The following is a 26,695-nucleotide window of genomic DNA, read 5'->3' as shown; positions in this document are numbered from 1 at the left end:
GAGAGGATTTCTGTCTCATCCTAACCACCAAGGAGTGAAGATGAGATGTCACCGGGCGGCGTACAAGATGATGTCACGTGGAAAACGATGATGCTTGAAAGGCGACATGCGCGGAATGAGCGAATTCAAAAATCAAAAATCGTTACGTCACTCCGTCAATGCAACAGTCTCATCAAGGCCGGTTTACGACAAAGTCCGGTACAATCTTTGCCTTCTTGATGGCGGCTTCAACATCATGCCCGGCAAAGAATCCAAATCCTGAGATGAGTGCCGATACTATCCCGGCATTGCGTGCGCCCACGATGTCTGTGTGCAGGCTGTCGCCAACCATCAGCACGCGGGATTTGTCGGTGTGCCCGAGGCGTCGGAAAGCAAGATCATAAATGTTGCCGAAAGGCTTTCCAAAAAACTGAGGCGCAATACCTGTTCGGTCTGCCAGCCTGTGCGCGAAAAGACCGGGCTCTTTGGAAAAGCCATACTCGCGAGGCGCGACTATGTCAGGGTTGCCGACCATTACCGGGCGGGGACGCTTTAACAAGGCAGTTTCCAACATGGCTTGCCGCGTTTCGGTCCAGACCGCTGACCCGATCATTAAAAATCCGTCGACGGTTTCGTAGGGTTTCGGGTCATCTTCCAGATAGGATACTTGCAACCCCTCCAGATCGCGAAGACCGTCACCTGGTGTCGCCATCAATCCCCAATGCAGCTTACTTTGGCCGTTTAGTTCACCCAACAAAGTTGCCCGGCTGGTGATTACGTCCTGCGGTGCAAAATCATAACCAAGCCTGGCATATTTTTCCAAAAGAGCTTCGTGCGGGACTGATGCGGCATTCGACACGACCAGAACACGCTTGCCAGCGGCTTTCAGTGACCTGACCCGTTCCGGTGTGCCTGGAATCGCCGTATCGCCGATATTGAGAACACCGAAAGCATCAAGAAGGAAAACGTCGAACTCATCAGCTATTTCCTCCAACGTCGCTGCCTTGCGCAAGCTCACTTCAGACGGTGTGGTTTCAGGAAGGCGGTGGCGTACAGCCTCATAGGCATCAAAAGCCTCTCGCGCTGAGATTTCGGTCAAATGATCGCTCCTCGAACTTTCGCCGAGACCCATTCACTAATCATTACCGCGACAAGGATGACAATCAGGATCAGGCTGACTTGTGGCCAGGCCAGAACGTTGAGCGAGGCCGACAATTGCAAACCGATTCCTCCAGCTCCAACCAACCCAAGCACTGTGGATTCGCGGATGTTGATATCCCAACGGAAGACAGCAATGCCTGCAAAAGCGGGCAGGATTTGCGGAACGATCCCGTAAGCCATGACTTGCCAGCGCGAAGCACCGGTTGCCGTGATTGCTTCGACCTGCGTGTGATCAATTTCCTCGATCGCCTCATACAGCAGCTTGGCGCAAAACCCAATAGAACGGATGGCGATCGCTACTACACCAGCAAAGACGCCCGGACCAATAATCGCGATCAGTAGCAACGCCCAGATCAGTGAGTTTATTGAGCGGGTCGAGACAATGACTAACAAGGCAATCGGTCGGATGAACAAAGCCGATGGTGTGGTGTTTCGGGCCGCCAGAAAGGCAACCGGCACCGCCATGAACAACGCGATGATTGTCCCCAGGGTCGCGATGTTCAGAGTGTCCCAAATCGGTCGGCCCAACTGGGTGATGTAGCTCCATTTGGGAGGTGTTGCCCGGGTCCAGATATCGTTCGCGATGCGGGGCGCGTCCCAGACAAAAAACCAGGTCGTCGATTCCGAGATGAGTTGCCAGCAGTAAACAAAAACCGCTACGCCTATTAACCAGCCGAACCATCGAACCAGACTCTGACCCGTTGTCCGACGTCGCCAAACCTGTACTTCATTGCGTTCAAGTACCGGCATTATTGAACCCTCGCGCGGATAATTCCCGAAAGATATTCAAGGGCCATGACGATCCCAATGATGAGGATAAGAATGGCTGCTGCCGTGTCGTATTCATAGCGGTCGAACGCGGTGTTCAACGTCGCGCCGATTCCACCAGCTCCAACCAGTCCGAGGATTGCACTTTCTCGGAAATTGATGTCGATACGATACATTGAAAGCCCTACAAGCCGCGGCATCACCTGCGGCTGTACTCCATAGTTGATCCATTGAGTCCAACGCGCTCCAGAGGCTTTGATCGCCTCGGCCTGAACCTTGTCCATGGCTTCGATGTCTTCGGCCAGAAGTTTGGAGAGAAAACCAATGGTGGCGAAGGACAGCGTCAGAAATCCGGCCAGAGGACCAAAGCCGAAGATGGCTACTAGCAAAATTGCGACGATGATCTCTTGCAGAGCCCGACTTATCGCGACAATGCCACGGCAAATTATGTAGACTGGCAAAGGGGCGATATTGCGTGCAGCCCCCAAACCGATTGGGATCGAAATCAGGATGCCCACGACCGACGCAGCTACGGTCATAATGATGCTCTCCAGCAGACCGCTCCAAATGTCTGACCACCGCGAAACGAAGTCCGGGCTGGTAAATGCCAGCACAAACGCCCATCCCCGGTCCAGCCCTTCATAAACCCGGCCCCAATCAACATCGATGGTCATGAAAGCCGCGATCAGGTAAGCAAAAAAGCCCAGGATCAAAGCCCATCGGAGCAATGGTTTTTTTACAAAGGCAGGTTTACGCCAGCCTTTTCCCAACATGTCGTCTAACTCTCGATGGCTCATTCCGCAGCCTCGACATCTTCATCCACTTTTTCGATTGTCGCTTCCCAGTCTTCTTCACCGTAGATCTCGGTCAGCTTGTCGGGGGTCAGGCCTGTTGGAAGGCCGTCATATACTATCTCGCCGAAGCGAAGACCCACGACTCGGGGAACAAACATCTGGGCAAGCGCCACGTCATGGATATTGATAATGGCCGCTAACCCGCGCTCCTGACATAGCTCAGTGATTAGGCGCATGATCTGACGACTGGTCTTTGGATCCAGCGACGCAGTTGGCTCATCGACCAGCAAAAGTTTCGGGTTCTGAATCAAAGCGCGGCAGATACCGACCCTTTGGCGTTGACCCCCCGACAGTTCATCCGCCCGTTTGTCAGCCATGTGTAACAGCCCGACTCTATCAAGCAGGCGGAAGGCCTCGTCGACATCCGACTGCGGGTACCGCCGCAGGAAGCTGCGCCAGAACCCCACATATCCCAGCCGTCCCGACAAAACGTTTTCCATAACCGTGAGGCGTTCAACCAAGGCATATTCCTGAAAGATCATGCCCATTGCGCGGCGTGCCTTCCTTAACGCGCCCGAGCCGAGTTTGGTCAGGTCAACCTCATCCAGAAGGACACCCCCGCTTGTGGGTTCAACCAAACGGTTAATGCAACGGATCATGGTCGATTTGCCCGCGCCCGAAGGCCCAATCAATGCAAGAACCTGTCCTTTTGGAACCTCAAGATCAATGGCCTTCAAGGCCTGATCACCGGTCTTGTATGTTTTCGTCAGCTTTTGAAGACGCAGCATAAGATGCCCCGAGTTAGGATGAATAGCGGGCCCTGTCAGGCCCGCCGGATTTTCCAATGTTCATTGGCAGGCGTAGGAAACACCGTTGGCAGCGTCAATTTTCCGAATGACATCCCAAAATTCCTGATAGGTCATCTCAAGGAACTGGCCTTCGTTCGATTTCGAGAACTCAGCTTCAAGTGTCGTGCCCTCCCATTCGAAACTGAAAAAGGCATTGCGGATCTTCTCCTGCAACTCGGGCGTCAGGTTGTAAACGGTGCCAAACCCAGTGGTTGGAAAGGTCTGCGACTTATAGATCGTTAAAACATCATCTTCCTTGATCACATCACGCGAGATCATCCGCGATTTTACCGAGTTCGCAATTGAAGCCGCCAGGTAATCCTTGTTGGCAACTCCCAGGATCGAGTTGTCATGCTTGCCAGAATAAACGGGCTCGAAATCGCGTTCCGGCAAAAGATCAAAGTCGCTTTTCAGGATTGCCGAGGGCGCTTTGAACCCAGAGTTTGATGTAGGCGACGTAAAGGCTAATTGCTTTCCTTTGATGTCCTCGACCTTTTCGATGCCTGAACCCGGATAGGTGATGATTTCCATCTCATAACCGAAATTCCCATCTTTCGAGGCCATAATTGTGAAGGGTCGGAAACCGGCGCAGTTCACCGCCAATGGGTTCGAGCCCGTATTGAATCCGGCGATATGCAAACGTCCCGAACGCATCGCTTCGATTTGAGCGGCATTGTTTTGAACCGGGAAAAAGACAACGTCCTTGCCAGTTTCTGCTTTCAAGTGGTCAAGGAAATCCGACCAAGCCGTTTTGTATACGGCTGGGTCTTCAACCGGGGTGTAGGCAAAAATCAATGTGTCAGGATCTATTTGCTCGGAAGGGTCTGTGGGAATGTCCGCGATCAGATCACCGTCCGCGTCGCAGAACCTCTCATCCAGATCACCGCGTGGACAATCCTGCGCCGAAGCAGTGCCGCCAAGCGACAAGAGTGCAATTGCTGATGCTCCAATCAGTAGTTTGATATCGATCTTCATGTCTTCCTCCCAATCATGCGTAGCCTCTGCGGCCACCAATTATCATTCTTCCTTATAGTTGATCAGCGACAAGGATCTTGACCTTGGCACTGGATATTGCGCTCTGCAGTTCTCCTTTTGGTTTTGTATCGGTAACAACGGAATCCAATCCTTCAAGATTGCCTACATGGGCCAGACCCTTGCGGCCGAATTTGTCTGAGTCGATCAGCAGATGTCTTGTAGCGGCCCGTGCCAGCATCATGCGTTTGATGGCCGCAAAACCACGTATCGACTCTGATGGCCCTTCCTCTGAAAAGCCAGACGAGCCAATCAAACAGCGATCGACATTGAAACCGGACAGAAACGCCAGCGTTTCCGAACCGATTGTTGCCGCCTCGGCTGCAAGATATTCGCCAGGACAAAGCAGCACTTCAGCAGCACCGTGGCCGAGGGTCATAGCTACTGGAATCGAATTTGTTATGACCGTGCAATGGATTCCTCGATACGCCAGGGCACGCGCCAACTCGATGGTGGTGGAACCAGAATCGATCATTACTGACTCGCCGTCCTGTATCAGAGCGGCAGCAGTTATGCCGATCCTCTCGCGCTCTTCCATTCTGGCGCCTGTGCGTTCATCAAGGCTTGGGTAATGACCTTGCACCGGGGCTGATGCCCCCCCATGCGCCCGCGCAATCAAACCATCAACAGACAGAGCGTCAACATCTCTGCGGACGGTTTCTGTTGATACGTTGAACCGCCGTGCCAGTTCACTGATACGCACATGAGGTCGCAGTTTCAGTTCCAACAATATCTCGCGCAGGCGGTCGGATTTCTTAACCCGCTTCTGACCCTTATCCGTTTTTTTGCTGCGCATTTTTGATTTGGACATACAACGACTGACTCGGCTTCAGCTACAGCTTTGTGGCCTTTCGGACGTTTTGCAACAAATTTTGTTGCTTAACCCACGTTTCAATGTGCGAGTTCTGCACATACCGAAAATCGTATTGGGTACTGGGCTCATCAATTTGGTTGCCCGTGGCGCGTTGGAACTGGACGGGATGGATGACTTCGCAAGCGAAATCGGAATGCTTGGGTTGGAGTTTCGCCGGAAAGCCGGTCGGGCACTGGTAGAATTGGATGACGGTAATCGCCGTAGATCCAGAAGCAATTTGGCAATCAATGATTTGCTTTGTAACCATGAAGCTGAGCCCAAGGAACATTCGAGAAATGGGTTTAACAGCGCACCCGTGCAATTCCGGATGTTGTAACCGAAGAATAAATCGAAGGCCCTGAAAGCGAAGAAACCAAACGCAGCCGGGAGAAATCCTTGGTGACCAGTGAGCGAACCATTGATGCCCTGCGAGTCAGTTTCAGTGCGGCACGACGCGATGCTGGTCAGCGCGCCAAAGCCAATACTTGCGACCTGAGATTCACACGGCAACTTTATCCAGATGCCAGACATCATCAGGACATTTCCGTCTCTGCCGCAGGTTTCGAGCAACCCCCGGCCCGAATTTTATCACCCAACGCCGGACAGCTTCTTGAGACACGTAGATCCCGTGCTGAAGCGGTATCTCTTCGACTTCCCGCAAGCCCAGATTGAAACGAATGTACAGCCACACCGCGTGCGCGGTGTTCTGAGAGCATCGGTTCTGGCGTGACGGTATGAGACGATGGAGGGTTGATAGCGGCGAGGGCGAAAGACAGTGTTGATCTGGTCGTGAGCGGCAAGGAACCTTTGCGCTTGCTTAGGCGAATTGAAGCGCCCCATGAGCTTTTCATGCCTTCGAGTGGGTCTGTGTGATCCTTCGATCCGACTATTCAACCCTTTGTGTGCTCGGTGATCCGAACCCGGCGCAAGATCGCGGACCGGCTTGAAATAGCTTCGCAACTTATCCGTGGTCACAACACGGGGTTCGCCAAATTGCGAAATCAGCCGCTTCAGAAAGCGCCGGGCTGCCTTGGCACTCCGCCGTGGTTGGACGAGGACATCAAGAGTTTCACCGTTCGCATCCACGGCCCGCCGAAGGCAGCCCGGCCGCCATCAGGGTCTGGCTAACCTGCATTTGTTTCCGCTTGTCCCTGCATCGCCGACAGGACCTCGTCCAGGCTGCGGACCGCCCCGTGCTGGAGGTATTCCACCGCTTTGAGGGACGCCTGATGTGCCTCGAGACTGGATCCCGCAACGCAATCCTCGATCACGCGACAGAAGTAGTCGCCCTGGTGTGCGTCGACGAAGGTGTAGTGCACACAGACATCCGTCAGCCCGCCAACAAGGATCAGCGTCTCGGCCTTGAGACCCTTCAACAGGATTTCGAGATCTGTGCCGTAGAAGGCAGAATAGCGGCGCTTGGAGATGCGGTAGTCATCGGGGCGCATGCCCAATTCTTCCTCCGCGAAGGCGGTCAGTGGATTGCTATCGAGGCAGTGCACATCTTCGTCCCCGTCTGTTTCGCGGCCCATGTCAATCAGATTGGCACGGTGAATCTCCTGGATGAAGATGACGGGAATACCCACCTCGCGCGCCTTGTCGATGGCCACCTTCGAACGGGCCATGCGGTCGGCATAGTCCGGCATGTGGGCGATGGCGCGCTTATCATCGGGGATTGGTGCAAAGGTCGATTTCTGGATGTCGATGACGATAAGTGCGGCGCGGCCTTCGATCAGGTCTCTTTTCCTGGACTGGGTCATGGGATTACCTTTCAATAGCGGTTGCGGAAGGATGTGTTGAGATCGTGGCTAGGCGGCGACCCTTGCGGTGCCAGACTCAGATGTTTCACGGGGTCGCAGGTGTCCGAGAAAGCGCTTTTCGACCAATCTGAAGGCGAAAGTGATCAGGAACACGATTGCCATGTAAAAGACCATCGCCGTCAGCAAGCCCTTGTAGGCAAGATAGTAGTGGCCGTTCAGCCATCGGTCGACGCCCGGCACGTCTTGCAAGATAACCGTGCTGGCAATGACGGAGCCGTGCAGCGTGAAAATGACCTCGTTCGAATAGGCCGGTAAAGCGCGGCGGATAGCGTTGGGCAGGACCACGAGACGCATCCGGGTGAAGGGTGACATGCCGCAGGCTTTTGATGCCTTGATTTCGCGGTGCGGCGTAGTTTCGATCACCCCGCGCAAAAAGCCGGTCGTGTAGGCTGCCGTGTTCTGCGCAAACGCGGTGAACACGCGCCACCACGGGCTGCTCAGGATCGGATCCCCCAGGAATCTTTCATGCACGGCCTTAGACTGTCCAAGACCGAAATAGAACAGATAGACCTGCACCAGCAGCAGCGCGCCGCAGAAGACGTAGGTATAGACCCTGATGGCGGGACTTAGGAACGGTTTGCAATAGGCGCGTGCAATGGGCTCTGCGCGTGGCTGCTTCAGCACGTGTATTGGCCCGGCAATCTCGTTCTCCAGCACTGTCATGCGCAACCACAAATTGAAGGATTGAAACACCATAGCCAGACGCGCACGGATGCGTTCGACCTGTCTGTCATCCGCCGGATGGGACATGCCATGGCGATCCTTGGCCATGATGATGTCTTCATCGTGAACGGCAATTAGACCGGAGGTAGGGGTTTCGAGCAGGTTGATGCACCGCAGAAACGTACTTTTTCCAGAACCTGAAGACCCCAGGAGCGAAGTCACATCCTCTTCGCAGGCCCTAAGCGAAACGCCCTTGAGGACTTCAACCGAGCCGAAAGACATGTGCAGGTCACGCACCACAAGCGAGGCATTCGGGTCGGCAAAGGGCGTGGGAGTGGTCATTCAGGTTCCAATGGGTCGCGGGAAGCGGGAAATTCGATTTAATCCTAACTTTCCCACGGCCTTCTGAAAAACGGGTTTAACTTGCCCTCAGCGAAGCTTTTACCTACGCTGAACTCATGGAAAACACACTCCGGCACCTGAATGCGCTGCGCGTTTTCGAGGTTGCTGCCCGGCACTCCAGTTTTGCCAAGGCCGCGGTCGAATTGAATGTCAGTCACAGCGTCGTCAGCCAGCACATTCGCAACCTCGAGCTGTGGTTTGGCACCGAATTGTTCATTCGGCACGGCAATCGGGTCGAACTGAGCGACGATGGTCGTGACCTGCATCCCCAGATCGCGAGCGGCATGCAGACCTTGACAGATGCCAGTGAAATCCTGTTGCGAAAGACAAGGTCCGGCACCCTGGTCGTCAGCGCCGAGCCCGCGCTGGCCTCACTTTGGCTGCGCAAGCGGATCACCGAGTTCTGCAGTCAATTTCCCCGGATAGAAATCGATCTGCGGCCGGCATGGACGCCAGCCCAAATTGGCGAAGGCCAAGCGGACATGATCATTCACTTCGAAACCCGGATTCCCAAACGCGGGGTGGAACGGGACAACCTGTTCCCGATTGACGGCTATCCCGCAGCAACACCAGACGTACGCGATGCGTTGCCAACTGAGGGTTCCGCCATTGACTGGCAGCGCGCTGAACTGGTGCACGACAATGGAAAGGAGACCTGGCACAAGTGGTATGCAGCGCACGAACCCAAAAGCGAGGGTTGGCGCAAAGGCCGCATCCATTCGGACCTGTCGCTTGCAATCGATGCAGCGGTGGACGGGGAAGGCGTCATCCTTGCAGACGACATACTTTGCCAACGCGAGATTTCTTCGGGCCAGTTGGTGCGTCTGGACGATCGTTCGGTGCGATGCATCTGGTATCAGATCGCAATACCCAGAGGCACATCAAAGTCAGGTGCGTCAGCGTTTTTCAGAGATTGGTTATTGGGTCAAACCCAGAACCTTCGCGAATGAAACCGAGCCCGTCGCGCACAACCCCGTCACGGGTCCCGGCCAGGACCCGTGACGGGGGCAGGATACCAGTTCCGGGATACAGAAGGGTCAGGACCCATTGATTTCCGCTTGGCGTCATGATTCACGGTTGGAAAACCAAGCGGCGAACATGTCTGACCTTTTCTGGCTGACGGACGCGCAGATGGCGCGTCTTGAGCCTTTCTTTCCGAAGTCACACAGCACCCCCCGTCGATGACCAACGTGTGTTGAATGGGATTATCTTCATCAATCGCAATGGCTTGCGCGGGCGCGAGGCGCCCGCGGCCTATGGGCCACACAAAACGCTCTACACCCGCTGGAAACGGTGGAGTGACAGGGCGTCTTCGCCCGAATAATGGCAGGTCTGGCTGCCAAGCACAGCGAAGTGAAGACCGTGATGATCGACGCAACCTATCTGAAAACCCATCGAACAGCGACCAGTATGGGCGTAAAAAAGGGGGACGTCGTCGCCTGATTAGCCGGACCAGGGGTAGTATGAGCACCAAGTTGCACGCCATCTGTGACAGCCAGGGACGACCGCTCAATCTGTTCGTCACCGCTGGTCAAGTCAGCGATTATATCAGCGCACGGGGATTGCTGAGTAGCCTGCCGGATGTCGATTGGTTGCTCGGGGACCACGGCTATGACGCCGACTGGTTCAGGGAAGCATTGAAAGACAAAGGGATACGCGCCTGTATCCCAAGCCGAAAGCAACGCAAGAAAGCCGTGAAATACGACAAGCGCAGCTACAAACGGCGTAAACGGATCGAGATCATGTTCGGCAGGCTCAAAGACTGGCGGCGCGTGGCGACCCGATAAAACGGATGCCCGAAGGTCTTCCTGTCGGCAATCGCACTCGCGGCAACCGTCCTGTTTTGGCTTTGAAAGCCAATCTTAATAACAGCTTTGTCGCGTAGCCTGTGAATTCACTGCGATATTGGCGCCGGCCATGCTGCGAACGGCTACCTCGACGAACAGTGCGCTCAAAGCCCGGATTGTATCGCCCCCAGCCCATCAATGATGGCTACCAGTGATTATCAGTTCTTCGTGCATTTCGCAGCACCCGTCACTTTGGGCTCTCTTCCGTCGTTCTCTGCACGCAGAACGAATGACTGCTGTCACGCAAAACCGGAGTGGCGCAGATTTTGTCAAAGCACCTAGATGTCGAACCGCCACATCCTAAATCGCCCCTGCCCCGTCATCTCGCGTTTCAGCCCCTTTCTTCCAGCCAGGCCAGATTGCGCTGCACAGCGGCCTCCATCCGGTCTCCATGTTGGCCGAGGCCCGCTAGGCTCCAGAAGTGAAACCCCATGCAGGCGCGCGTGATAGGGTGCAGATCGGCAGCCGCAGCCGTTACGTCCAGCCATCTGCCCACGCGATCTGGGCTCACCCGATCACCCGCGAACCAGCTGAGGTCTGCAGCCTCGATCAAAGCCAGTCTATGCCGCCAGCCGTCTGGGCCGCGCAGCAACCGGTCATCCAGCGCACCCAAGCGTCAAGCCACCCTTGCGAGGCGCGCAGCGTAAGCCGCTTCCGCCTTAGCCCAGTCGTCCATGACCAAAGTATCGGGCGGTTCCGCCAGCGCCCCGGGAAGCAGATAATCTGGTTCTTCTTCAACCGGTCCCGGCAGGAACCAGAGATCGTCTTCCGAAGCATCCTCATCGGATGTGTCGCAAACTTTTTGAACGGCCAGAGGTGGCGATTTACTGGACACATCTATCCTGCGATCTCAGCAAACGTCCGAAATCCCGAGGTAGTAGTGCTAGAGAATTGCTGCTTCCGGATCATACTGGCCACCTTAATGCCATCCAATGTGGCTGAGGCGGATTCGCACGACATAAACCCACGCATGTGCCGAGCACGCCGCTTTATGAAGCGATGATCCTGTTCGATCATGTTGTTCAGATACTTGGACCTGATTGACTGTACTTTGGCTGGGCACCCAAATCGCCCCGGGATTCTGTTCATTTCTCGAATACAGGCCGTGTTAGCACCGCTTTTGTCGATGACGATCTTGCTCGGGAATGCGTTTGACGACAGCGCTTTGGCTAAGAACATTGCTGCTGCAGGACGGTTCCTTCGCTCAGACAGCATGAAATCAAGGGTGTTTTCTGCTTTGTCGACTGCTCAACAGAGATACATCCATTTGCCGCGAACACGTATGTAAGTCTCGTCCATTCTCCAGGATTTCTGTGTTGGGCGCTTCTTCGATTGCGCTCGGGCGGCTACCATGGGTGAGAGTTTTACAACCCATCTGTTGAGAGTAGTGTGGTCAACCTGCACACCGCGCTCAGCCATGATCTCTTCCAAATCGCGATATGACACAGTGTACCGCAGATAGAAGTACACAGCGTACGTAACCGCATCCTTGGGGAAATGGCAGCCTTACAGTGAGATTATACTGAAGCCTGTTCGAAAACTATTCGGCGGGAACAATCGTCAGATTACCCATGTTCGTCAATTGGACATCATAGTTTGCGACACATCCGTGTACCGTGACACAAATGCCCCACCCTTTTTATGCGCAAAAAAAGTAGTTTTTGCGCACTACATTCACAGCCATTCAGATTCCCAATTGCATTCGATAAGTACCCCTTATCAGGTGTGATCTACCTCGCCGAACATCTGGCGCAGACTGGCTGTCATGTGACCTTGGCACCTTCCGTTCCATCATTTGCAAGCGGCAAGCTCAAGCAGTTGCCGGAGACCCTTCGCCAACAAAAACATACTCGCGTCGACCTGAACTTTGTGCTGTTAGGCAGCTACAACATCCCGTGAAACCACTACTTCTGAACAAATGGCTGAAGCCTCGCTCTCTCAAGCCCCTCGTCACGCTCGCCCCGGGGCACTGGATCAAACCTAGAAGCCTTGTGGGCAGGAAGCTTTTGTTGGTACCCGCTATGCTTTTGCGAAAAAACTCAGGCGTCGGTTTGATCCGGCGCCCTTTTTCGAACCTTCGAACAGAATCTTACCCATGGGTAAGATCATCTTCCTCAGGGAGAGCATCAATCAGAGCAGCAATCGCCGCCTCAAGTTTGCTGCGGTCGACACGCGTAAAATCCAAATCGTATCGCAACTCAATTCGGCCGCTGGAAGCAGAGCATTTCGCGATCCCTGCCCGTCCAGATACCTGAAACGTGGTCTTTGCACGTCGTGGTTTGCCGGCACTTTCAACGGGAACCTTCTTTGCCACGCCTGTTTCCGGAGCGCCCAGAAAAGACCTGAGAATTGCGACCTCCCGCGCTCCGTCTCGGTCCGGCTCGCTCATGACCGCGTCACTCACCTGGCGCACCAAACCTGGCGTTGCATCCAGTTTGCGCTTCAGCTCTACGCCTACGTTGCGCGGAATTTCGTTCGGATGTTTCAGCACCTTGTCCAACATCATCAGCAAACTGGCAAATGATCTGATGTAACTCCGCTTTGTATAACTGGCAGATTTAAACAGCGTGGAAACCGCCTTGTCTACATCCGGGCAATCATTTGCCGGGTCTTCGGCATACGCGCGTGCGAGAGCGCCCATTTCAGCAAAAGAGATATCCTTGCGGACCAGGTTCTCATCCACCATGCGCCGGTAACTGTTATCGAGATCGCCCGCATCTGAGATACCCGCCGGAATTCTGGCGTAGAACTCATCGCCCGTTTCTTCATACAAGGCCCGATAGGCTGACAGGCGTCGCATTCCCTGGATCAATTCAAATCGACCATCTGAACGACGCTCAAGTCGGATCGGGTTGGACAATCCGATTTCCCGGATTGACGCCTTTAGTTCGTCCAGTTCAGGATCCGGTCCCGGCTTGCGATCCCGCGTCAGCTTTTCAAAAAGGATGTCAGCCAATGCCACCCGTTCCGTTACCAGACCTTCGGACCGCAGGCGAACCAGTTCATGCGCAAGGCGATCATTCTCTGCACGAATTGATTCTTCCGTCGATTGCTGGTCGCGCAGCGCATCGGCATTTTCCGAAATGGCCGCAGCCATCGGGCCGCGCCGTTTTTCAAGAACCTTGTCCGGAACCTTGCCGACAGGAATATCATCCATTGCAGGTAGGTCGATATCAAACATTCTGCGCTTACGGCTCATGCGTCATCCTCCAGCTTGTCCCAGGCAGACAGCATCACACCCCGGAATTCCTCGTAAACATTGTCAAAAGTCGAACGCGCCCGGCGCCAGGTTTCCCGGGTCATCTCGCGATAATCCATTTCGTAGACTGAGCTCAGAAAGCGGCCCGATTGTTCAACCGCGCGGGTCATTTCAACCGGGTGCTGGGCTACGTGGTCCCCGAAAACTTTCTGAAAGGCATCAAACATCGCCAGATGCAAAGCGTTGCCGGGCTCGTACCGCGTGAGCAGGAACCGCAACTCGCAGAACGTTTTGGGAAGGCCGATCTTACCCGTGGGTAAGGTTTTGTCGAACCCGTAAGCCAGATCCTCTAAAGCCTCGGCCAGCTGACCGATAAAGGATGTGGTCGAATCATATTCCCAATACCCCGGGCCGGACGGGATATACAACATGTCCGCCGCGAACACCGCGTTCATTGACTGATATCCAATGGCAGGAGGGCAATCGAACAGAATCAGGTCATAGGCATCATCAGGGATTTGATCCAGATAGCGGGACACCGCAGCAAAGAAAGACCATTCTGGGTTCAGGTGGCGATATTGCGCCGAGGCGAACTCGACGAAGGCAGCGTTCGCACAGGATGGTATGGCATCGATGGTGGACCAAGATGTCTTTCTGATGAAATCGCTGATCCGCAGGTCACCAAGCCCCATATCCGTAATCGCCGGCGGCAACTCCCGGTGGGGTAGGGCGGTTCCAGACTCCGCGGCTGCGGGCCGGTTGTTCATACGTTCCGTCTCGCGGATCAGGTCACGTGCCATGATCCCCCAGACAGTATAGTCTTCGGCCACATCGGTCAGACCCATCGAATGGCTCAACGTTGCCTGAGGGTCGAAGTCCACGACGAGAACGCGATAACCATCAAGCGCGGCCGCATGAGCAAGATGCAACGCTACGGTCGACTTGCCCGCACCGCCCTTGAAGTTTGCCACAGCCGCGCGAATGGCACGTTTACCCTCGGGACGAGGTGGCATAAGGGACTTGCGATTCACTTTGAGCCGCCGTCGCAACTCATTCACTTCTTCCAGGCTAAACCAGCGCTGCCGTCCCTCGGGCTCAACTTCGCCACCAGGCAGAGATGGATCAGCGGCAAGCTTTCCGCGAAAAGTTGACTGGTTGACCCGGAAGATCAGCTCGGAAACCTCCCAGCTCGAGAACCGGCGGAGTGTCTTCTCCATCTCGGGGCTAAAAGTCTGCTGACGAATCCACCCCTGTAGTTTGAGAGATTGATTGCGCAATGCATTCAGGTCTTCGTGCGTGTACATGCCTCATGTCTCTTTGCTTAGAACGTAAATTTCTGTTCATTTTTTATTTACGCTTGATTTGCGCTTTACGCAAAAGAAAATATGATGAAACTGCAATCTTACCCACGGGTAAGAAAACAAGGGCCTACAAGCCTGAATCCGATTCGGGTGGTCGAAAGATGTAGGGCGACGATTCGCATGGAACCCTCAACCGCATTTAGGGGGGCATATGTCTTGAAACGGCCACATATAGGGGGACATAATACAAGAATAGGGGGACGCGCTGCATGTCCCCCCTCACCAATACTTCACCAGATTTCTTTTATTTTTTGATCTGGATTGGCGCAAGTTTCTGACCTTTTTCAGACTCTTCTTGACAGAATCGAAGCTTTGGACGCTAATTAGGCCAAGATGACGAAAAGCGTTGGCAAACAGCGCAAGATAGACGGGACACACCCGTCCGAGGCAGACAGAGCGGTGAGAACGGGTATGCAGCTGGCTAAACCGGTCGGGCGAAATGCGGCGGCCTTAAAATACGATATATTATCGGCGCTCACCATTTACGCGTTGTCAGGCGACAAGCATCGACAGCGAAGTATACTGCGCATCATCGCCTTGATTACGACCCGATATAATTGGCGGAACAATGAATTATCGATTGGGCGTGAAGAAATTTCGCGCCTGTGGGCAGTGAACGAAAGGACCGTAAAGCGCGAAATGGCCAATTTTCGCGTATTAGGATGGGTAACGGTAAAACGGCCTGCTGCACGGGGTCGGGTCGCTGTCTACGAAATCGACCTTAAACAGATCATGATTGATACGCAGGAGGTCTGGCCGATCATAGGACCCGATTTCCAGACCCGGATGAGTGAAGATTCTGAGCCCGTTACAAATGTCGTGCCTTTCGCGACAAAACCCGTGGGACCTGAAGTTGCGGCTGAGGATGTCTGGTCACAGGTGCAATCGATTCTCCACGGCCGTGATCCCGAGCTGTGGGCGAGCTGGTTTCGGCATCTGTCCGAGGCGGAAAGGGCAGGGGGAAGCGTCACCCTGGTTGCGCCCTCGCGGTTTATGGCTGACTACATTGCACAGAAATGGACGGCACGATTGCTGGCCGCTTACAGTCGCGTTGATCCCAGTATCAGGACGGTTCGTATAGAAGCGGCCGATTAAGGGCGACGAGCACGAAGCCCACCCGAACAAAGGATGAGTCATGATCAACCCGAGTTTTCAGCCTTTTCAGGTCGAACAGTTCCTATCCGACACAGAGCACGGAGTGGTCTTCAATTTCTCGGAAAGCGGCGTACACCCTATGTCGCTCCAGGGATTGATGGATCTGGCACAGATTGATCTCGATACTCTGCTGACCACGATGATCGATTACCCGCAAGTCAATGGAAAGCAATCCCTGCGCGAAACCATCGCAGATTTTTACCCGGGGGCTTCTCCGGATGGGGTAATGGTCACGGTCGGGGCAACCGAAGCGAACACTCTGGTCACCAATACGGTGTTAGGGCCCGGCGACAATGTTGTGTGTTTTCGACCGACCTATGAGCAGATTTCAGGAAACGCCGCCAATCGTGGAAACGAGGTGCGCTGGGTCGATCTGATCGAATCCGCAGGGTGGGGCATTGACGCCGAGGCGCTTGAGCGGGCCGTCGATGACCGGACCCGCATCATTCATGTGGTCAATCCGAACAATCCAACGGGCCGAATTCTGGGCGAAGCGGACCGCGCGCGTATCGTGTCGGCAGCCGAGCGAGTCGGCGCCTGGATTGTTTCGGACGAGGTATATGCTGGAACCGAGCGGGAAGGAGATACTGAAACGCCCTCCTTCTGGGGGAGTACGGACAGGGTTCTTGTGGTGAACTCCATGTCCAAGGCCTATGGACTTCCGGGTCTGAGGCTGGGTTGGCTTGTGGGGCCGGAAGATATTATTCAGCAATGCTGGCGGCGGCACGAATATGCTTCGATCGCGGCATCCATGTTGTCGATGGAACTGGCGGACAAGGCACTTGCCGAACCAGCGCGATCCAAACTGAAAGCTCGCGCGCGCCGTCTGATCCGCACGGGGTTTGACGTTCTGACGGAAGAACTGGCGCGGCATCAGGGGGTGTTTTCCGTTGTACCACCTCAGGCGTCGGCCATGTCGTTCGTGCGGTTCAATCTACCGATCGCATCGGAGGATTTCAGCATGCGCCTGTTGCGCGAGAAAGACGTGTTGGTCATTCCTGGGTCGCGGTTCGGGGTCGAGAATCATTTTCGGTTCAGCTCGGCCCTGCCCGAAGATCATTTGCGGGACGGGCTGGCAAAGTTGAATGATCTTACAGGAGACATTCTGAACGGAGGTTAAGGGGTTGCCGTCGAATTTATGCGAGTGGTTCGATGACATTTCTTTTGCCTTTTTCATTCGCGTCGATAGGCTTCGCAAATGGAAGATTCACCTGTTCTTTCCGCCGAAAAACCGCCTCTGGATCAACTGGTCGGGTCAGCAGTTAAGACTCACCGGACGCTGACAGGGTTGACTCTGGCCGAATTGTCTCAGCGGTCCGGTGTATCTACGGCGATGATTTCCAAGATCGAGCGCGGTCAGGTGTCTGCTTCACTGGCGACGCTTGAGGCCTTGGCAGGAGGGATTGGCGTTCCCCTGATCAACTTTTTCGCCGGCACGGTCGAACGCACGGACGTGTCATTTGTGGCCGCAGGCGAAGGCGTAACCGTTCAACGGTTGGGCAGTGGTTTTGGGCACAGTTACAAGCTGATCGGTCGGGCGGAAGCAAAACATGTCAGTTTCGAGAGTTTCAGCGTTACATTGGAAGGCCCGTTGGACGAACGTCCGCTTTACCAACACCAGGGTGTCGAATTCATCCATGTTACAGCTGGTGAGATGGTCTATGGTTGCGGTGAAGCAGCTTATCATATGCGTCCGGGCGACAGCCTGAGTTTTGATTCAAATGCCACCCACGGGCCGATCGAGTTGAAAACAGACAAGGTCAGCTTTGTCACCGTGGTTTCCAAAGCCGTGTCGGGCGACAATTGAAAACGCCCGGCAACAGGGCCGGGCGTTCGGGGAACAAAGCAATGTGAAAAGGGTCAGAGACCCCATTTCTTGCGATTTGCTTCGAAAAACCCTTGTGCCTTTTTCACTTCGATCCAGTTGTTCACATAGTTTATCCAGACCTGATCCGCCTGCGGCAGGATCATCGCGATGGGCGACGGCGAACGGGGGCCCGCGTTTTTGACGCGTACTATGGGAAACTTTTCCTCCAGGGTCGAACCTTCGATGTTCGACGTGATGAACACGTCGGCCCGACCGGCGATTACTTCCTGAAAACCGCGGGCCGGCGCCTCGACCACCTTGATCTCAGCATTCGGGAACCACTCGCGGACTCGTTTTTCGAATGTGGTGCCCAAAGTCGTTGCAACCGTCACGCCGGGTTGGTTGATCGAGTCATAACCGTCGAATTTGTCGGCCTTATCCTTCGTCGTGTATGGGAAGAGCTCCACTGAAATATAGCTGTCGGAAAAGCCCGCGACCTTCATACGCGGTGGCGAAATCGAAGCTGACCCGGTCAGGTGATACTTGCCTGCCACAACACCGTTGACCAGTGTTTTCCAGTCGGTAGGGACATATTCGACCTCAACACCCAGATCGGCGGCCAGCTCGTTCATGATGTCGATGTCATACCCCTTGTAGCTGTTGGTTGCAGGGTCGCGGAGGGACATGGGGTTCCAATCGCCCGTGGTGCCAACCTTGAGCACGCCGGAATCCAGCACCTCGTTCAGTGCAGATTGCGCGTTCGCAGCGCCTGACAATACAAGCCCAAGCGCAGCGGCTGCCGCAGCTTTCCAAAAAGTGTTCATAGGTTTCTCCCGTTGGTGGCGTTTCGACCTTGTGGCCGTATTCTTCATTGATTTAAGCCCAAAGGGAAAGATAACCTCAAGAAAATATTATACTGGGACTAAAACAGGGGCAGCTCAGCTTATGCCAGACGCCGCAATCGAACTTGTGGGCGTGAACAAGTGGTTCGACACGTTTCACGTTCTCAAAGATATCAATCTGACAGTTAACAGCGGCGAAAAGGTGGTGATCTGCGGACCGTCCGGGTCAGGAAAATCCACTGTTGTGCGATGTATCAACCAGTTGGAAAAGCACCAGAAAGGAACCATTCGCGTAGATGGGATCGAGTTGACGGATGAGGCAAAATCCGTGGCCAGAATCCGGTCCGAGGTCGGCATGGTGTTCCAGCAATTCAACCTGTTCCCTCATCTGACCGTGTTGGAGAACCTGACCTTGGGCCCGGTCAAAGCGCGCGGTCTAAGCCGCAAAGAGGCAGAGGAAAAAGCACGTCATTATCTGGATCGGGTGCATATTCCCGATCAGGCCGAAAAAAAGCCCATTCAGTTGTCGGGCGGTCAGCAGCAACGCGTCGCCATAGCGCGATCCCTGTGCATGGAGCCGCGCGTCTTGTTGTTTGATGAACCCACTTCGGCGCTGGACCCCGAGATGATTTCGGAAGTGCTGGATGTGATGGTCGAACTGGCGAATGAGGGCATGACCATGGTGGTTGTCACGCACGAGATGGGATTTGCCCGCAAGGTGGCGGACAAGATGATCTTCATGGATGCAGGCGAAATTGTCGAGGAAGGCAACCCCGAACATTTCTTCACGGCACCTCAATCCGAACGGTGCCGCCAATTCCTCAGCCAGATTTTGCAGCACTGAGTGGAGCCGATGAAAAAAACTCTTCTGATTCTTCCACTTTTTCTGCTGGCAGGATGTTCGTCGTCCCAGACCTGGGGCTGGTACGTGATCGATCCGACCACGGCGTCGGGTTGGACCAATGTGAAATTCTTGATCTCGGGCATGGGCGCGACGATCCAGATTTCGTTGATCGCTGCCGTTATTTCGATCGTCATCGGGCTGCTGGTCGCCTTGCCGGGGTTGTCCGAGAAACGCGGCTGGCGGATGCTTAACCGAATTTACGTGGAGTTCATCCGCGCCATCCCTCTGCTGCCGATGTTGTTTTGGGTGTTTTACGGCTTGCCGATCGTGTTTCAGTCCATGGGGGTGAACATCCCCATTGATCCCTTTTGGGGTGCGATCCTTACGTTGGCGATTTCTGACAGTGCCTTTACTGCCGAAATCTACCGCGCGGGGATTCAATCCATTGCCCGAGGCCAGCGCGAGGCGGCGCAAACCATTGGGCTGAACTATGTGCAGACCATGCGCTACGTGATCCTGCCACAGGCAATCCGGCGTATTCTGCCGCCGCTGGCAAACCAGTTCATCTACATCGTCAAGATGAGCGCCTTCGCCAGCGTCATCGGGATGCAGGAACTGACCCGCCGCGCGAATGAGTTGGTGGTGACGGAATACCGCCCACTGGAAATCTATACCCTGCTGATTTTCGAGTATCTGATCCTGGTTCTGATCATCTCAGCCGGGGTGCGCTGGCTGGAGCGTCGCATGGGCGCGGACGAGCGCGGATAAGGAGTAAAAAATGGACTGGAAAGATTTCATGGCCGAGACCGAGGCCAATATCGGGGCCTTTTCAAAGGAGGTGCCTGAAACAGTGCGCGGCTTTGGCATCATGGGAAAGGCCGCCAAGACCGATGGAGCGCTGAGCGAGAAAACCAAGGAGTTCATGGCGCTTGGCATTGCGATCGCGACCCGCTGCGACAGTTGCATTGGATTTCATGTGCGTTCGCTGGTCCGGCTGGGCGCTACCCGCGAAGAGATGTGCGAGGCGTTGGCCATGGCCACCTATATGGGCGGAGGGCCGTCCTATGCGTATAGCGCCAAGGCGCTCAAGGCTTTTGATGTGTTTTCGGAGTAAGAAACATGCGTCCTGATCTGGCCGGAGCAGAGGGGTTTGTTCGCAACAGCTGGTATGTCGCCGGACGGTCCGAGGATTTTGGCCGCAGCCTGAGCGCCGTGCGAATGCTGGGCGAAGAGATAGTAGTCTATCGTGACACAACAGGCAAAGCGATCGCGTTGGAGGACGCTTGCCCGCATAGAAAGCTGCCGCTGTCTCGGGGCACCATTGAAGGGGACCATGTGGTTTGCGGCTATCACGGTCTGACTTTCGGCTGCGGCGGTGAATGCGTCAGCGCCCCAACACAGCTGGACAATCCTCCGCGCCGCGCCGCCGTGCATGCCTTCCCGGCCGAAGATCGCTGGGGGTTTCTGTGGCTCTGGATGGGAGACCCGGATAACGCCAGCACTGACGATATCATCGATATCCCCAATTTCGACAACCCGTCCTGGGGCAAGACCCGGACCGGAGCGATGGAGATGGCGTGCCACTACCTTTACATCATCGACAACCTGCTGGATCCAAGCCATGTGGCCTGGGTGCATCTGACCTCGTTTGCCGGGGCAGGGACCGACAACCGCCCGCTGGATCTTGAAGAAACCGAAAGCGGTGTCATTGTTTCGCGCTGGATCGCGGACGAACCCGCGCCGCCCTACTACGCGCCGATACTGCCGTTTGGGCCAAGTTGTGACCGCAAGCAGCATTACGAATGCCGTCTGCCGTCCACGGCGATCAACATGTCCGTTTACACTCCGACGGATGAGGGCGGGGCGGATCGACCGATGTCGCCCAATGCCTTTGTGAACATTTCGTACAATTTCATCACGCCGGTCGATGCGGAAACCTCTCGGTATTTCTGGTTCCAGCACCGCAACATGCACGCGGATGACGCAGCCATGTCGCAGCGCATGTTTGAGGGCGCGATCATGGCCTTCAACGAGGACAAAGAGGTTCTGGAATACGTCCAAACAGGCATGGCACGGCGCAAGACCGGCTATATCAACCTCGGGCTGGACGCGGGCGCGATGCGCTTCCGCGCGCGGGTTGCAAAACTGATTGCGCAGGAGGCTGGCTGATCAACCGGCCGACAAGCGCCCGTTCGCGCTCTGGCCTACGTGTCGGGCCGGGTCGTCGAACACCGCTTTGATACAGGGATACTGTTCTAGGATTTCCGTTCCACCTGGCAACAGATCGGCCCGGAGAACACCGGTATCCCAGATTGCAACACCATCCACCCGGATCGTGGGATCCAGCACGTTGAGTGAAATCTCACCCGGCGCATAATGCCCGCAAGTGTGAAAGTGCAGCAGGCGCGGATTGCCAAAGGCAGATCCGCTCCAACGTTCAAAGCTGCTTTGGGCAGGGGTGGTATAGGCGCAGCCCGGATGGATACCTGCGTGCCAGGAATGCATGGTCAGGGGATCAAGACCGAACATCCGACCGACCTTTTCGTAATGCATCTGCGCGCAATGCACATCCATGGGATGGCCGTCAAAACCGGTCAGGCGGTTGTTTTCGAACCGGATGGTCAGCGGTTCTCGCAGGTCACAGCCGTATGGTTCATAGAACTTCGATCCGGTGCCGACCAGAAACCCGTCCTGAACCAGCACACCAGAGAACCCCTGCGCGGGAACCGGGGCAAAAACCGACATCGGAAAACGCGTGATGCTGACATCCGTGGCACCTGATGGCGGGAAGGCGGCGCCCGGGCCAGCGAAGTTGGTGCCAAGCGGGCAGGTCACGTGGATGCGCCCGGCGTTGGTTAGCAGCGTGTTGACAGCGTTTTTCAGCTCGACGAACCCGGTGTAGTTGGCTCGCCCGAAACCCGACGCCAGCATTCCGGCGTCCAGCGCATACGACATGATGGGCCGGACGTCCTCCATGCCCGCGTCGAACCTTATCTGATCGCCGGTGCGGGACAGAAACAGGGTGCAGTCCGCCGACTTCATCACCGATTTCAGCTCTTCAGGCACCAAGGGACCCATGGGTTCGAATGGGAGAGTTCGAACTGCGGTTTTGATCCGGTTTTGTCGGGCACAGTCGACGATAGCCCCTGTGATCTCGGCATCATAATAACCGTTGGCCGCATCTTCGCAGACCACAAGCAACTGGTCGCCCGCCGTCAGGCCACCGCATCTGAACAACAGGTTTTCAGCACCCGCCATGAGCTCTGGACTGTGCATTTCCGCTGATCCTCAACAAATCCCCCGCGTTGGTGTTTTACATCTTTCATGTTTCTGTGATCCAGAAAAAATTTCACCTTAAGAAAAAAATTAACTCACATGCTTGGGGGCTTTGTTCATAAGCTGGGCCCGAACAGGACAGGAGACATAGAAATGAGTGCTTGGATCGAGATGATCTCGGACGGCAAGGCCGACGGCCGCCTGAAAGAGTTGCTGGACAAGGCCCGCACCCCTCATGGCACGGTTGACACGGTCATGCGTGTGCATTCATTGCGCCCCGAAACGATGGCCGGGCATGTGACGCTGTATCGTTCGGTCCTGCATTCCGATGACAACCAGTTGCCATTCTGGTTTCTCGAGGTTGTCGCCAGCTATACTTCGATCCTGAATAATTGCACCTATTCACTGACCCATCACTTCATGAACGTGCGCAACCTGCTGAAGGACCAGCCGCACAGCGACCGGATTTTTGTCGCGCTCAAGGCCCATCGGCCCGAGGATGAATTCGAAGGTAAAGAACTGGCGCTGCTGCGCTATGCCGCCAAGCTGACGACGGATGTCGGTAAAATGGTCAAGTCCGACTTCGAAGTGCTCAAGATCGCAGGCTGTGAAGACGGAGAGATCCTGGAGGTCAACCAGGTCTGCGCCTATTTCAACTATTCCAACCGATTGCTGAACGGTCTTGGCGCAACGACCGAGAATGATGTGATCGGCTTTTATACGGGTGACGACTGATGGGTTGCGGCGGGTTTGGCTCCGTGCCGTGGAACAACGTTTTGGGGGGTCAGCTGATAGCTTTGGGTTGCGGTGGTTTCATGCCCCACGTGTTTTCTTCCGCTGTTTTGCGGATGATTGCGCCGATCTTCAATAGATTTTCGCTAAGCGGGTTGGTCTTTCGCCAGATCAGACCAATCGTCCGCGTTGGCGGTGTGTCCTGAAACCGGGAAATGGACACATCCGCGGATCGGGTTTCCAGCCCAACCGCCATTTCCGGTATCAGAGTTACACCGATGCCGGCGCCGACCATCTGAACCAGTGTGGAAAGCGAACTGCCCTCCATGATGTGCTGCGGTTCGATATTGCGGATTGAGCAGAAGGACAGGGCCTGATCCCTGAAGCAATGCCCCTCTTCCAGCAAAAGCAGGCGCATGGTTCTGAGCTGCGAGGAACTTGGCATCGGCAGCTTGGCATCCTGCGCCGGGCGAACCAGCAGAAAGTCTTCGTTGAACAGCGAGAATTCTCGGAGGTTGGGTTCCGAGACAGGCAGGGCAACGACGCCAAAATCCAGTTTTGAATCCAGTATTTCACCGATTAACGTCTTGGTTATCGTTTCCTTTGGTTCGATGGTCAGTTGCGGGAAACGTTGCGACAAAGCTTTGATGATCGAGGGCAGCAAATAAGGTGCAACCGTGGGAATGACCCCGATTCTGATGCGGCCGGACAAGGGGCCTGAGGGGGATTGCACCAAATTCCCCAAATCCTCGACCCGGGTCAGGATTTCGCGGCCATGTTTCAGCACGTCTTCGCCAAGTGCTGTCAGGCGGGTTTGACGGGCCGCGCGTTCGACCAGCGGCCCACCCATGATTGCTTCCAGCTCTTTGATTTGTATGGAAAGCGCGGGCTGCGATATCGCACTGGCCGCGGCGGCCTTTCCAAAGTGGCCGTGCGTGGCGAGCGCCTCGAAATAGCGCAGGTGTTTAAGCGTGAGTGCTTTCATATGAAAAACTAATCGCAACGATAGTAATTACAAATTTCCAATTATCGAAGCTGTAAGGTACGAGTCAAGATATCTGAACCCCTAGGTAAATACTCAGGAGATTTACAATGGACGGTACCCCCCACAATCACCAATCCGGCGGCTGCCCTGTCATGCATGGCGGCAATACTGGAACGGGCAATTCCGTTACCAAGTGGTGGCCGGATTCGCTGAATCTGGACATTCTGAGCCAGCACGACACGCGCACGAACCCGATGGATGCGGATTACAACCACCGCGAAGCGGTCAAAGGGCTGGACTTCAAGGCGGTTCGCGCCGATGTCGAGGCGCTGCTGACTGTCAGTCAGGACTGGTGGCCGGCAGACTGGGGTCACTACGGTGGCCTGATGATCCGTCTGGCGTGGCACTCGGCCGGGTCTTATCGTCTGGGGGATGGTCGAGGTGGCGCCGGTTCGGGCAACATCCGGTTTGCGCCGCTGAACTCGTGGCCGGACAATGCCAGCCTGGATAAAGCCCGGCGTCTGTTGTGGCCGGTGAAAAAGAAATATGGCAACGCGCTTTCTTGGGCTGACCTGATCGTTCTGTCGGGAACCGTTGCATATGAAGCCATGGGGCTGAAGACCTTTGGCTTCGGATTTGGTCGCGAGGATATCTGGGGCCCGGAGAAAGACGTTTACTGGGGGTCGGAAAACCAGTGGTTGGCCCCGTCCGAGAACCGATATGGCGATCTGGAAACTCCCAGTACGCTGGAAAACCCTCTGGGTGCGGTGCATATGGGCCTGATCTATGTGAACCCCGAAGGCGTGAACGGCAATCCGGATCCGGCCAAAACCGCGCTGCATATCCGTGAAACCTTTGCCCGTATGGCGATGGATGACGAAGAGACTGCGGCGTTGACCTGCGGTGGTCATACGGTCGGCAAGGCCCATGGTGCGATGCCAGGCGACAATATCGGCGCCGAGCCCGAAGCCTGCCCCGTGTCCAGTCAGGGTCTGGGATGGGAGAACCCTGATCAGAACGGTAAAGCGACCAACGCCTTTACTTCTGGGATCGAAGGGGCGTGGACGAAAGAGCCCCTGAAGTTTGACATGGGCTATTTCGACTACCTGTTCGGCTACGAGTGGGAGCTGGGCAAATCGCCCGCCGGCGCCCATCAGTGGCAGCCCGTCGACATGCCCGAAAACGAAAAGCCGGTCGACCCGACCGACCCGTCTGTTCGTCGCATGCCCATGATGACTGATGCGGATATGGCGATGAAAGTCGACCCGATCTACAACGCGATCTGTCAGAAGTTCATGGCGGATCCGGACTATTTTGCCGATACATTTGCACGTGCCTGGTTCAAGTTGACTCACCGTGATATGGGTCCGCGCGTCAACTATTATGGTCCAAACGTGCCGTCAGAAGACCTGATCTGGCAGGATCCGATCCCGGCTGGTTCGACAGATTATGACATAAATGCCGTCAAGGCGAAGATCGCAGACAGCGGCCTGACCGCAGTCGAGATGATCACCACAGCCTGGGACAGTGCCCGTACCTTCCGTGGCTCGGACAAACGCGGTGGCGCAAATGGTGCGCGCATCCGGCTGGCGCCGCAAAAGGACTGGGCAGGCAACGAGCCCGAGCGTCTGGCAAAAGTGCTGGGTGTGCTGGAGCCGATCGCAGCGGAAACCGGTGCCTCGATTGCCGACGTGATCGTTCTGGCGGGCAATGTCGGACTGGAACAGGCAATCAAGGCCGCAGGCTTTGACGTGGCGGTTCCGTTCTCGGCCGGTCGCGGCGACGCGTCGGACGAGCAGACCGATGTGGACAGTTTCTCTGTGCTTGAGCCGCTGGCCGACGGATTCCGCAACTGGCAACTGAAGGAATACGCAGTATCTCCTGAGGCAATGATGCTGGATCGCGCGCAACTGCTGGGTCTGACCGCAGCCGAGATGACCGTTCTGGTCGGTGGCCTGCGTGTGCTGGGTGCCAACCATGGCGGATCGCCACATGGTGTCTTCACTGACCGGCTGGGTCAGCTGACAACAGACTTCTTTGTCAACCTGACGGATATGGCGCTGAGCTGGCATCCGGTTGACGGCGGAACCTACGAACTGCGCGACCGCGCCTCGGGTGAGGTCAAGTTCACCGCAACCAGCGCAGATCTGGTCTTCGGCTCGAACTCGATCCTGCGCGGTTATGCAGAGGTTTATTCTCAGAACGACAACGCCGAGAAGTTCGTACGCGACTTTGTGGCGGCATGGACCAAAATCATGAACAACGACCGGTTCGATCTGGTTGCCTGACACATGAAAAAATCAGGCGAGGACACCCTCGCCTGATTA

General features: G+C 55.5%; 22 protein-coding genes and 6 pseudogenes. 11 read left to right on the top strand and 17 right to left on the bottom strand.

Translation table 11 applies throughout. The annotated features are described in order from the left end of the window. Window positions 1–172: 172 nt before the first annotated feature. From D1823_RS21725 to D1823_RS22195, 10 genes and pseudogenes are all read right to left on the bottom strand, one after another. The gene (locus tag D1823_RS21725; protein WP_162896906.1) at window positions 173–1,111 is read right to left on the bottom strand and encodes an HAD-IA family hydrolase; all 939 of its coding nucleotides are present in this window, start codon (window positions 1,109–1,111) and stop codon (window positions 173–175) included. Beyond that, window positions 1,075–1,890 carry a phosphonate ABC transporter, permease protein PhnE gene (gene phnE, locus D1823_RS21720; protein WP_117873982.1) on the bottom strand — a complete coding sequence of 272 codons (816 nt, stop codon included), beginning with the start codon at window positions 1,888–1,890 and terminating at the stop codon, window positions 1,075–1,077. The genes D1823_RS21725 and phnE (D1823_RS21720) overlap by 37 nt, the downstream gene beginning before the upstream one ends. Then, window positions 1,890–2,705: a phosphonate ABC transporter, permease protein PhnE gene (phnE, locus tag D1823_RS21715; protein WP_117873979.1), complete on the bottom strand. Its 816-nt coding sequence runs from the start codon at window positions 2,703–2,705 to the stop codon at window positions 1,890–1,892. Before phnE (D1823_RS21715) ends, phnE (D1823_RS21720) begins: the two co-directional genes overlap by 1 nt. Next, window positions 2,702–3,490: a phosphonate ABC transporter ATP-binding protein gene (phnC, locus tag D1823_RS21710; protein WP_117873977.1), complete on the bottom strand. Its 789-nt coding sequence runs from the start codon at window positions 3,488–3,490 to the stop codon at window positions 2,702–2,704. Before phnC ends, phnE (D1823_RS21715) begins: the two co-directional genes overlap by 4 nt. A gap of 60 nt (window positions 3,491–3,550) precedes the next feature. Continuing rightward, window positions 3,551–4,525: a phosphate/phosphite/phosphonate ABC transporter substrate-binding protein gene (gene phnD / locus D1823_RS21705; RefSeq protein ID WP_117873975.1), complete on the bottom strand. Its 975-nt coding sequence runs from the start codon at window positions 4,523–4,525 to the stop codon at window positions 3,551–3,553. 52 nt (window positions 4,526–4,577) lie between these two features. Next, window positions 4,578–5,393 carry a DeoR/GlpR family DNA-binding transcription regulator gene (locus D1823_RS21700; RefSeq protein ID WP_117873973.1) on the bottom strand — a complete coding sequence of 272 codons (816 nt, stop codon included), beginning with the start codon at window positions 5,391–5,393 and terminating at the stop codon, window positions 4,578–4,580. Between the two features lie 630 nt (window positions 5,394–6,023). Next, a pseudogene (locus D1823_RS21690) lies at window positions 6,024–6,533 on the bottom strand (transposase); the annotation flags it as partial. A 26-nt stretch (window positions 6,534–6,559) separates the two neighbouring features. Then, window positions 6,560–7,195 (bottom strand): cysteine hydrolase family protein, encoded by a 636-nt coding sequence (locus tag D1823_RS21685; RefSeq protein WP_117873969.1) that lies wholly within the window; start codon window positions 7,193–7,195, stop codon window positions 6,560–6,562. Between the two features lie 48 nt (window positions 7,196–7,243). After that, window positions 7,244–7,774, bottom strand: a pseudogene (locus tag D1823_RS22200) (ABC transporter permease subunit); the annotation flags it as partial. Window positions 7,775–7,840: 66 nt separating this feature from the next. Further along, a pseudogene (locus D1823_RS22195) lies at window positions 7,841–8,260 on the bottom strand (ATP-binding cassette domain-containing protein); the annotation flags it as partial. A 116-nt stretch (window positions 8,261–8,376) separates the two neighbouring features. On the opposite strand from D1823_RS22195, the gene D1823_RS21675 reads away from it, so the two are divergent. Both D1823_RS21675 and D1823_RS21670 read left to right on the top strand, forming a co-directional pair. Then, window positions 8,377–9,270: a LysR family transcriptional regulator gene (locus D1823_RS21675; RefSeq protein WP_117873967.1), complete on the top strand. Its 894-nt coding sequence runs from the start codon at window positions 8,377–8,379 to the stop codon at window positions 9,268–9,270. Between the two features lie 148 nt (window positions 9,271–9,418). Next, a pseudogene (locus D1823_RS21670) lies at window positions 9,419–10,173 on the top strand (IS5 family transposase). 361 nt (window positions 10,174–10,534) lie between these two features. Here D1823_RS21670 and D1823_RS21665 read toward each other — a convergent pair. The 4 genes and pseudogenes from D1823_RS21665 to D1823_RS21650 all read right to left on the bottom strand — a co-directional run. Continuing rightward, a pseudogene (locus D1823_RS21665) lies at window positions 10,535–10,981 on the bottom strand (hypothetical protein); the annotation flags it as partial. Window positions 10,982–11,004: 23 nt separating this feature from the next. Then, window positions 11,005–11,637: pseudogene (locus D1823_RS21660) on the bottom strand (IS6 family transposase). A gap of 619 nt (window positions 11,638–12,256) precedes the next feature. After that, window positions 12,257–13,366 carry a ParB N-terminal domain-containing protein gene (locus D1823_RS21655; protein WP_117873965.1) on the bottom strand — a complete coding sequence of 370 codons (1,110 nt, stop codon included), beginning with the start codon at window positions 13,364–13,366 and terminating at the stop codon, window positions 12,257–12,259. Then, complete coding sequence (locus tag D1823_RS21650) at window positions 13,363–14,670, bottom strand: AAA family ATPase (RefSeq protein WP_117873962.1); 1,308 nt, start codon at window positions 14,668–14,670, stop codon at window positions 13,363–13,365. The genes D1823_RS21655 and D1823_RS21650 overlap by 4 nt, the downstream gene beginning before the upstream one ends. A gap of 468 nt (window positions 14,671–15,138) precedes the next feature. On the opposite strand from D1823_RS21650, the gene D1823_RS21645 reads away from it, so the two are divergent. The 3 genes from D1823_RS21645 to D1823_RS21635 all read left to right on the top strand — a co-directional run bounded on the left by D1823_RS21645 (window position 15,139) and on the right by D1823_RS21635 (window position 17,689). Beyond that, on the top strand, window positions 15,139–15,822 hold the full coding sequence (locus D1823_RS21645) for a DnaA N-terminal domain-containing protein (protein ID WP_117873960.1): 684 nt from the start codon (window positions 15,139–15,141) through the stop codon (window positions 15,820–15,822). Between the two features lie 40 nt (window positions 15,823–15,862). Then, window positions 15,863–17,002 (top strand): aminotransferase class I/II-fold pyridoxal phosphate-dependent enzyme, encoded by a 1,140-nt coding sequence (locus D1823_RS21640; RefSeq protein WP_117873958.1) that lies wholly within the window; start codon window positions 15,863–15,865, stop codon window positions 17,000–17,002. 78 nt (window positions 17,003–17,080) lie between these two features. Next, entirely contained in the window at window positions 17,081–17,689 is a 609-nt protein-coding gene (locus D1823_RS21635; RefSeq protein ID WP_117873956.1) for a helix-turn-helix domain-containing protein, read from the top strand. Between the two features lie 53 nt (window positions 17,690–17,742). On the opposite strand, the gene D1823_RS21630 is transcribed toward D1823_RS21635, so the two are convergent. Then, a complete protein-coding gene (locus D1823_RS21630) occupies window positions 17,743–18,513 on the bottom strand; it encodes a transporter substrate-binding domain-containing protein (RefSeq protein ID WP_117873954.1) in 771 nt (256 codons plus the stop codon). 121 nt (window positions 18,514–18,634) lie between these two features. On the opposite strand from D1823_RS21630, the gene D1823_RS21625 reads away from it, so the two are divergent. Genes D1823_RS21625 through D1823_RS21610 form a run of 4 tightly spaced genes read left to right on the top strand, consistent with a single transcriptional unit; the run spans window position 18,635 to window position 21,544 of the window. Then, complete coding sequence (locus D1823_RS21625) at window positions 18,635–19,375, top strand: amino acid ABC transporter ATP-binding protein (RefSeq protein ID WP_117873952.1); 741 nt, start codon at window positions 18,635–18,637, stop codon at window positions 19,373–19,375. A 9-nt stretch (window positions 19,376–19,384) separates the two neighbouring features. Beyond that, on the top strand, window positions 19,385–20,143 hold the full coding sequence (locus D1823_RS21620; protein ID WP_117874119.1) for an amino acid ABC transporter permease: 759 nt from the start codon (window positions 19,385–19,387) through the stop codon (window positions 20,141–20,143). A gap of 10 nt (window positions 20,144–20,153) precedes the next feature. Continuing rightward, window positions 20,154–20,489: a carboxymuconolactone decarboxylase family protein gene (locus D1823_RS21615; RefSeq protein ID WP_117873950.1), complete on the top strand. Its 336-nt coding sequence runs from the start codon at window positions 20,154–20,156 to the stop codon at window positions 20,487–20,489. A gap of 5 nt (window positions 20,490–20,494) precedes the next feature. Beyond that, entirely contained in the window at window positions 20,495–21,544 is a 1,050-nt protein-coding gene (locus D1823_RS21610) for an aromatic ring-hydroxylating dioxygenase subunit alpha (RefSeq protein ID WP_117873948.1), read from the top strand. Here D1823_RS21610 and D1823_RS21605 read toward each other — a convergent pair whose 3' ends face one another. Then, window positions 21,545–22,651 carry a hypothetical protein gene (locus tag D1823_RS21605; RefSeq protein ID WP_162896904.1) on the bottom strand — a complete coding sequence of 369 codons (1,107 nt, stop codon included), beginning with the start codon at window positions 22,649–22,651 and terminating at the stop codon, window positions 21,545–21,547. A gap of 153 nt (window positions 22,652–22,804) precedes the next feature. Here D1823_RS21605 and D1823_RS21600 point away from each other — a divergent pair, with 153 nt between their 5' ends. Then, window positions 22,805–23,386, top strand: a complete 582-nt coding sequence (locus D1823_RS21600; protein ID WP_117873944.1) for a carboxymuconolactone decarboxylase family protein — start codon at window positions 22,805–22,807, stop codon at window positions 23,384–23,386. Between the two features lie 49 nt (window positions 23,387–23,435). Here D1823_RS21600 and D1823_RS21595 read toward each other — a convergent pair whose 3' ends face one another. Beyond that, entirely contained in the window at window positions 23,436–24,368 is a 933-nt protein-coding gene (locus D1823_RS21595; RefSeq protein ID WP_117873942.1) for a hydrogen peroxide-inducible genes activator, read from the bottom strand. Between the two features lie 107 nt (window positions 24,369–24,475). Between D1823_RS21595 and katG the strand changes: the two genes are divergently transcribed. Then, the gene (gene katG / locus D1823_RS21590; protein ID WP_117873940.1) at window positions 24,476–26,656 is read left to right on the top strand and encodes a catalase/peroxidase HPI; all 2,181 of its coding nucleotides are present in this window, start codon (window positions 24,476–24,478) and stop codon (window positions 26,654–26,656) included. The last annotated feature ends 39 nt before the right edge of the window (window positions 26,657–26,695 follow it).

This window comes from Ruegeria sp. AD91A (assembly GCF_003443535.1).
Lineage (GTDB): Bacteria > Pseudomonadota > Alphaproteobacteria > Rhodobacterales > Rhodobacteraceae > Ruegeria.
The sequence above is the reverse complement of the archived record's forward strand: the minus strand, read 5'-3'. Positions and strand labels throughout refer to the sequence as shown.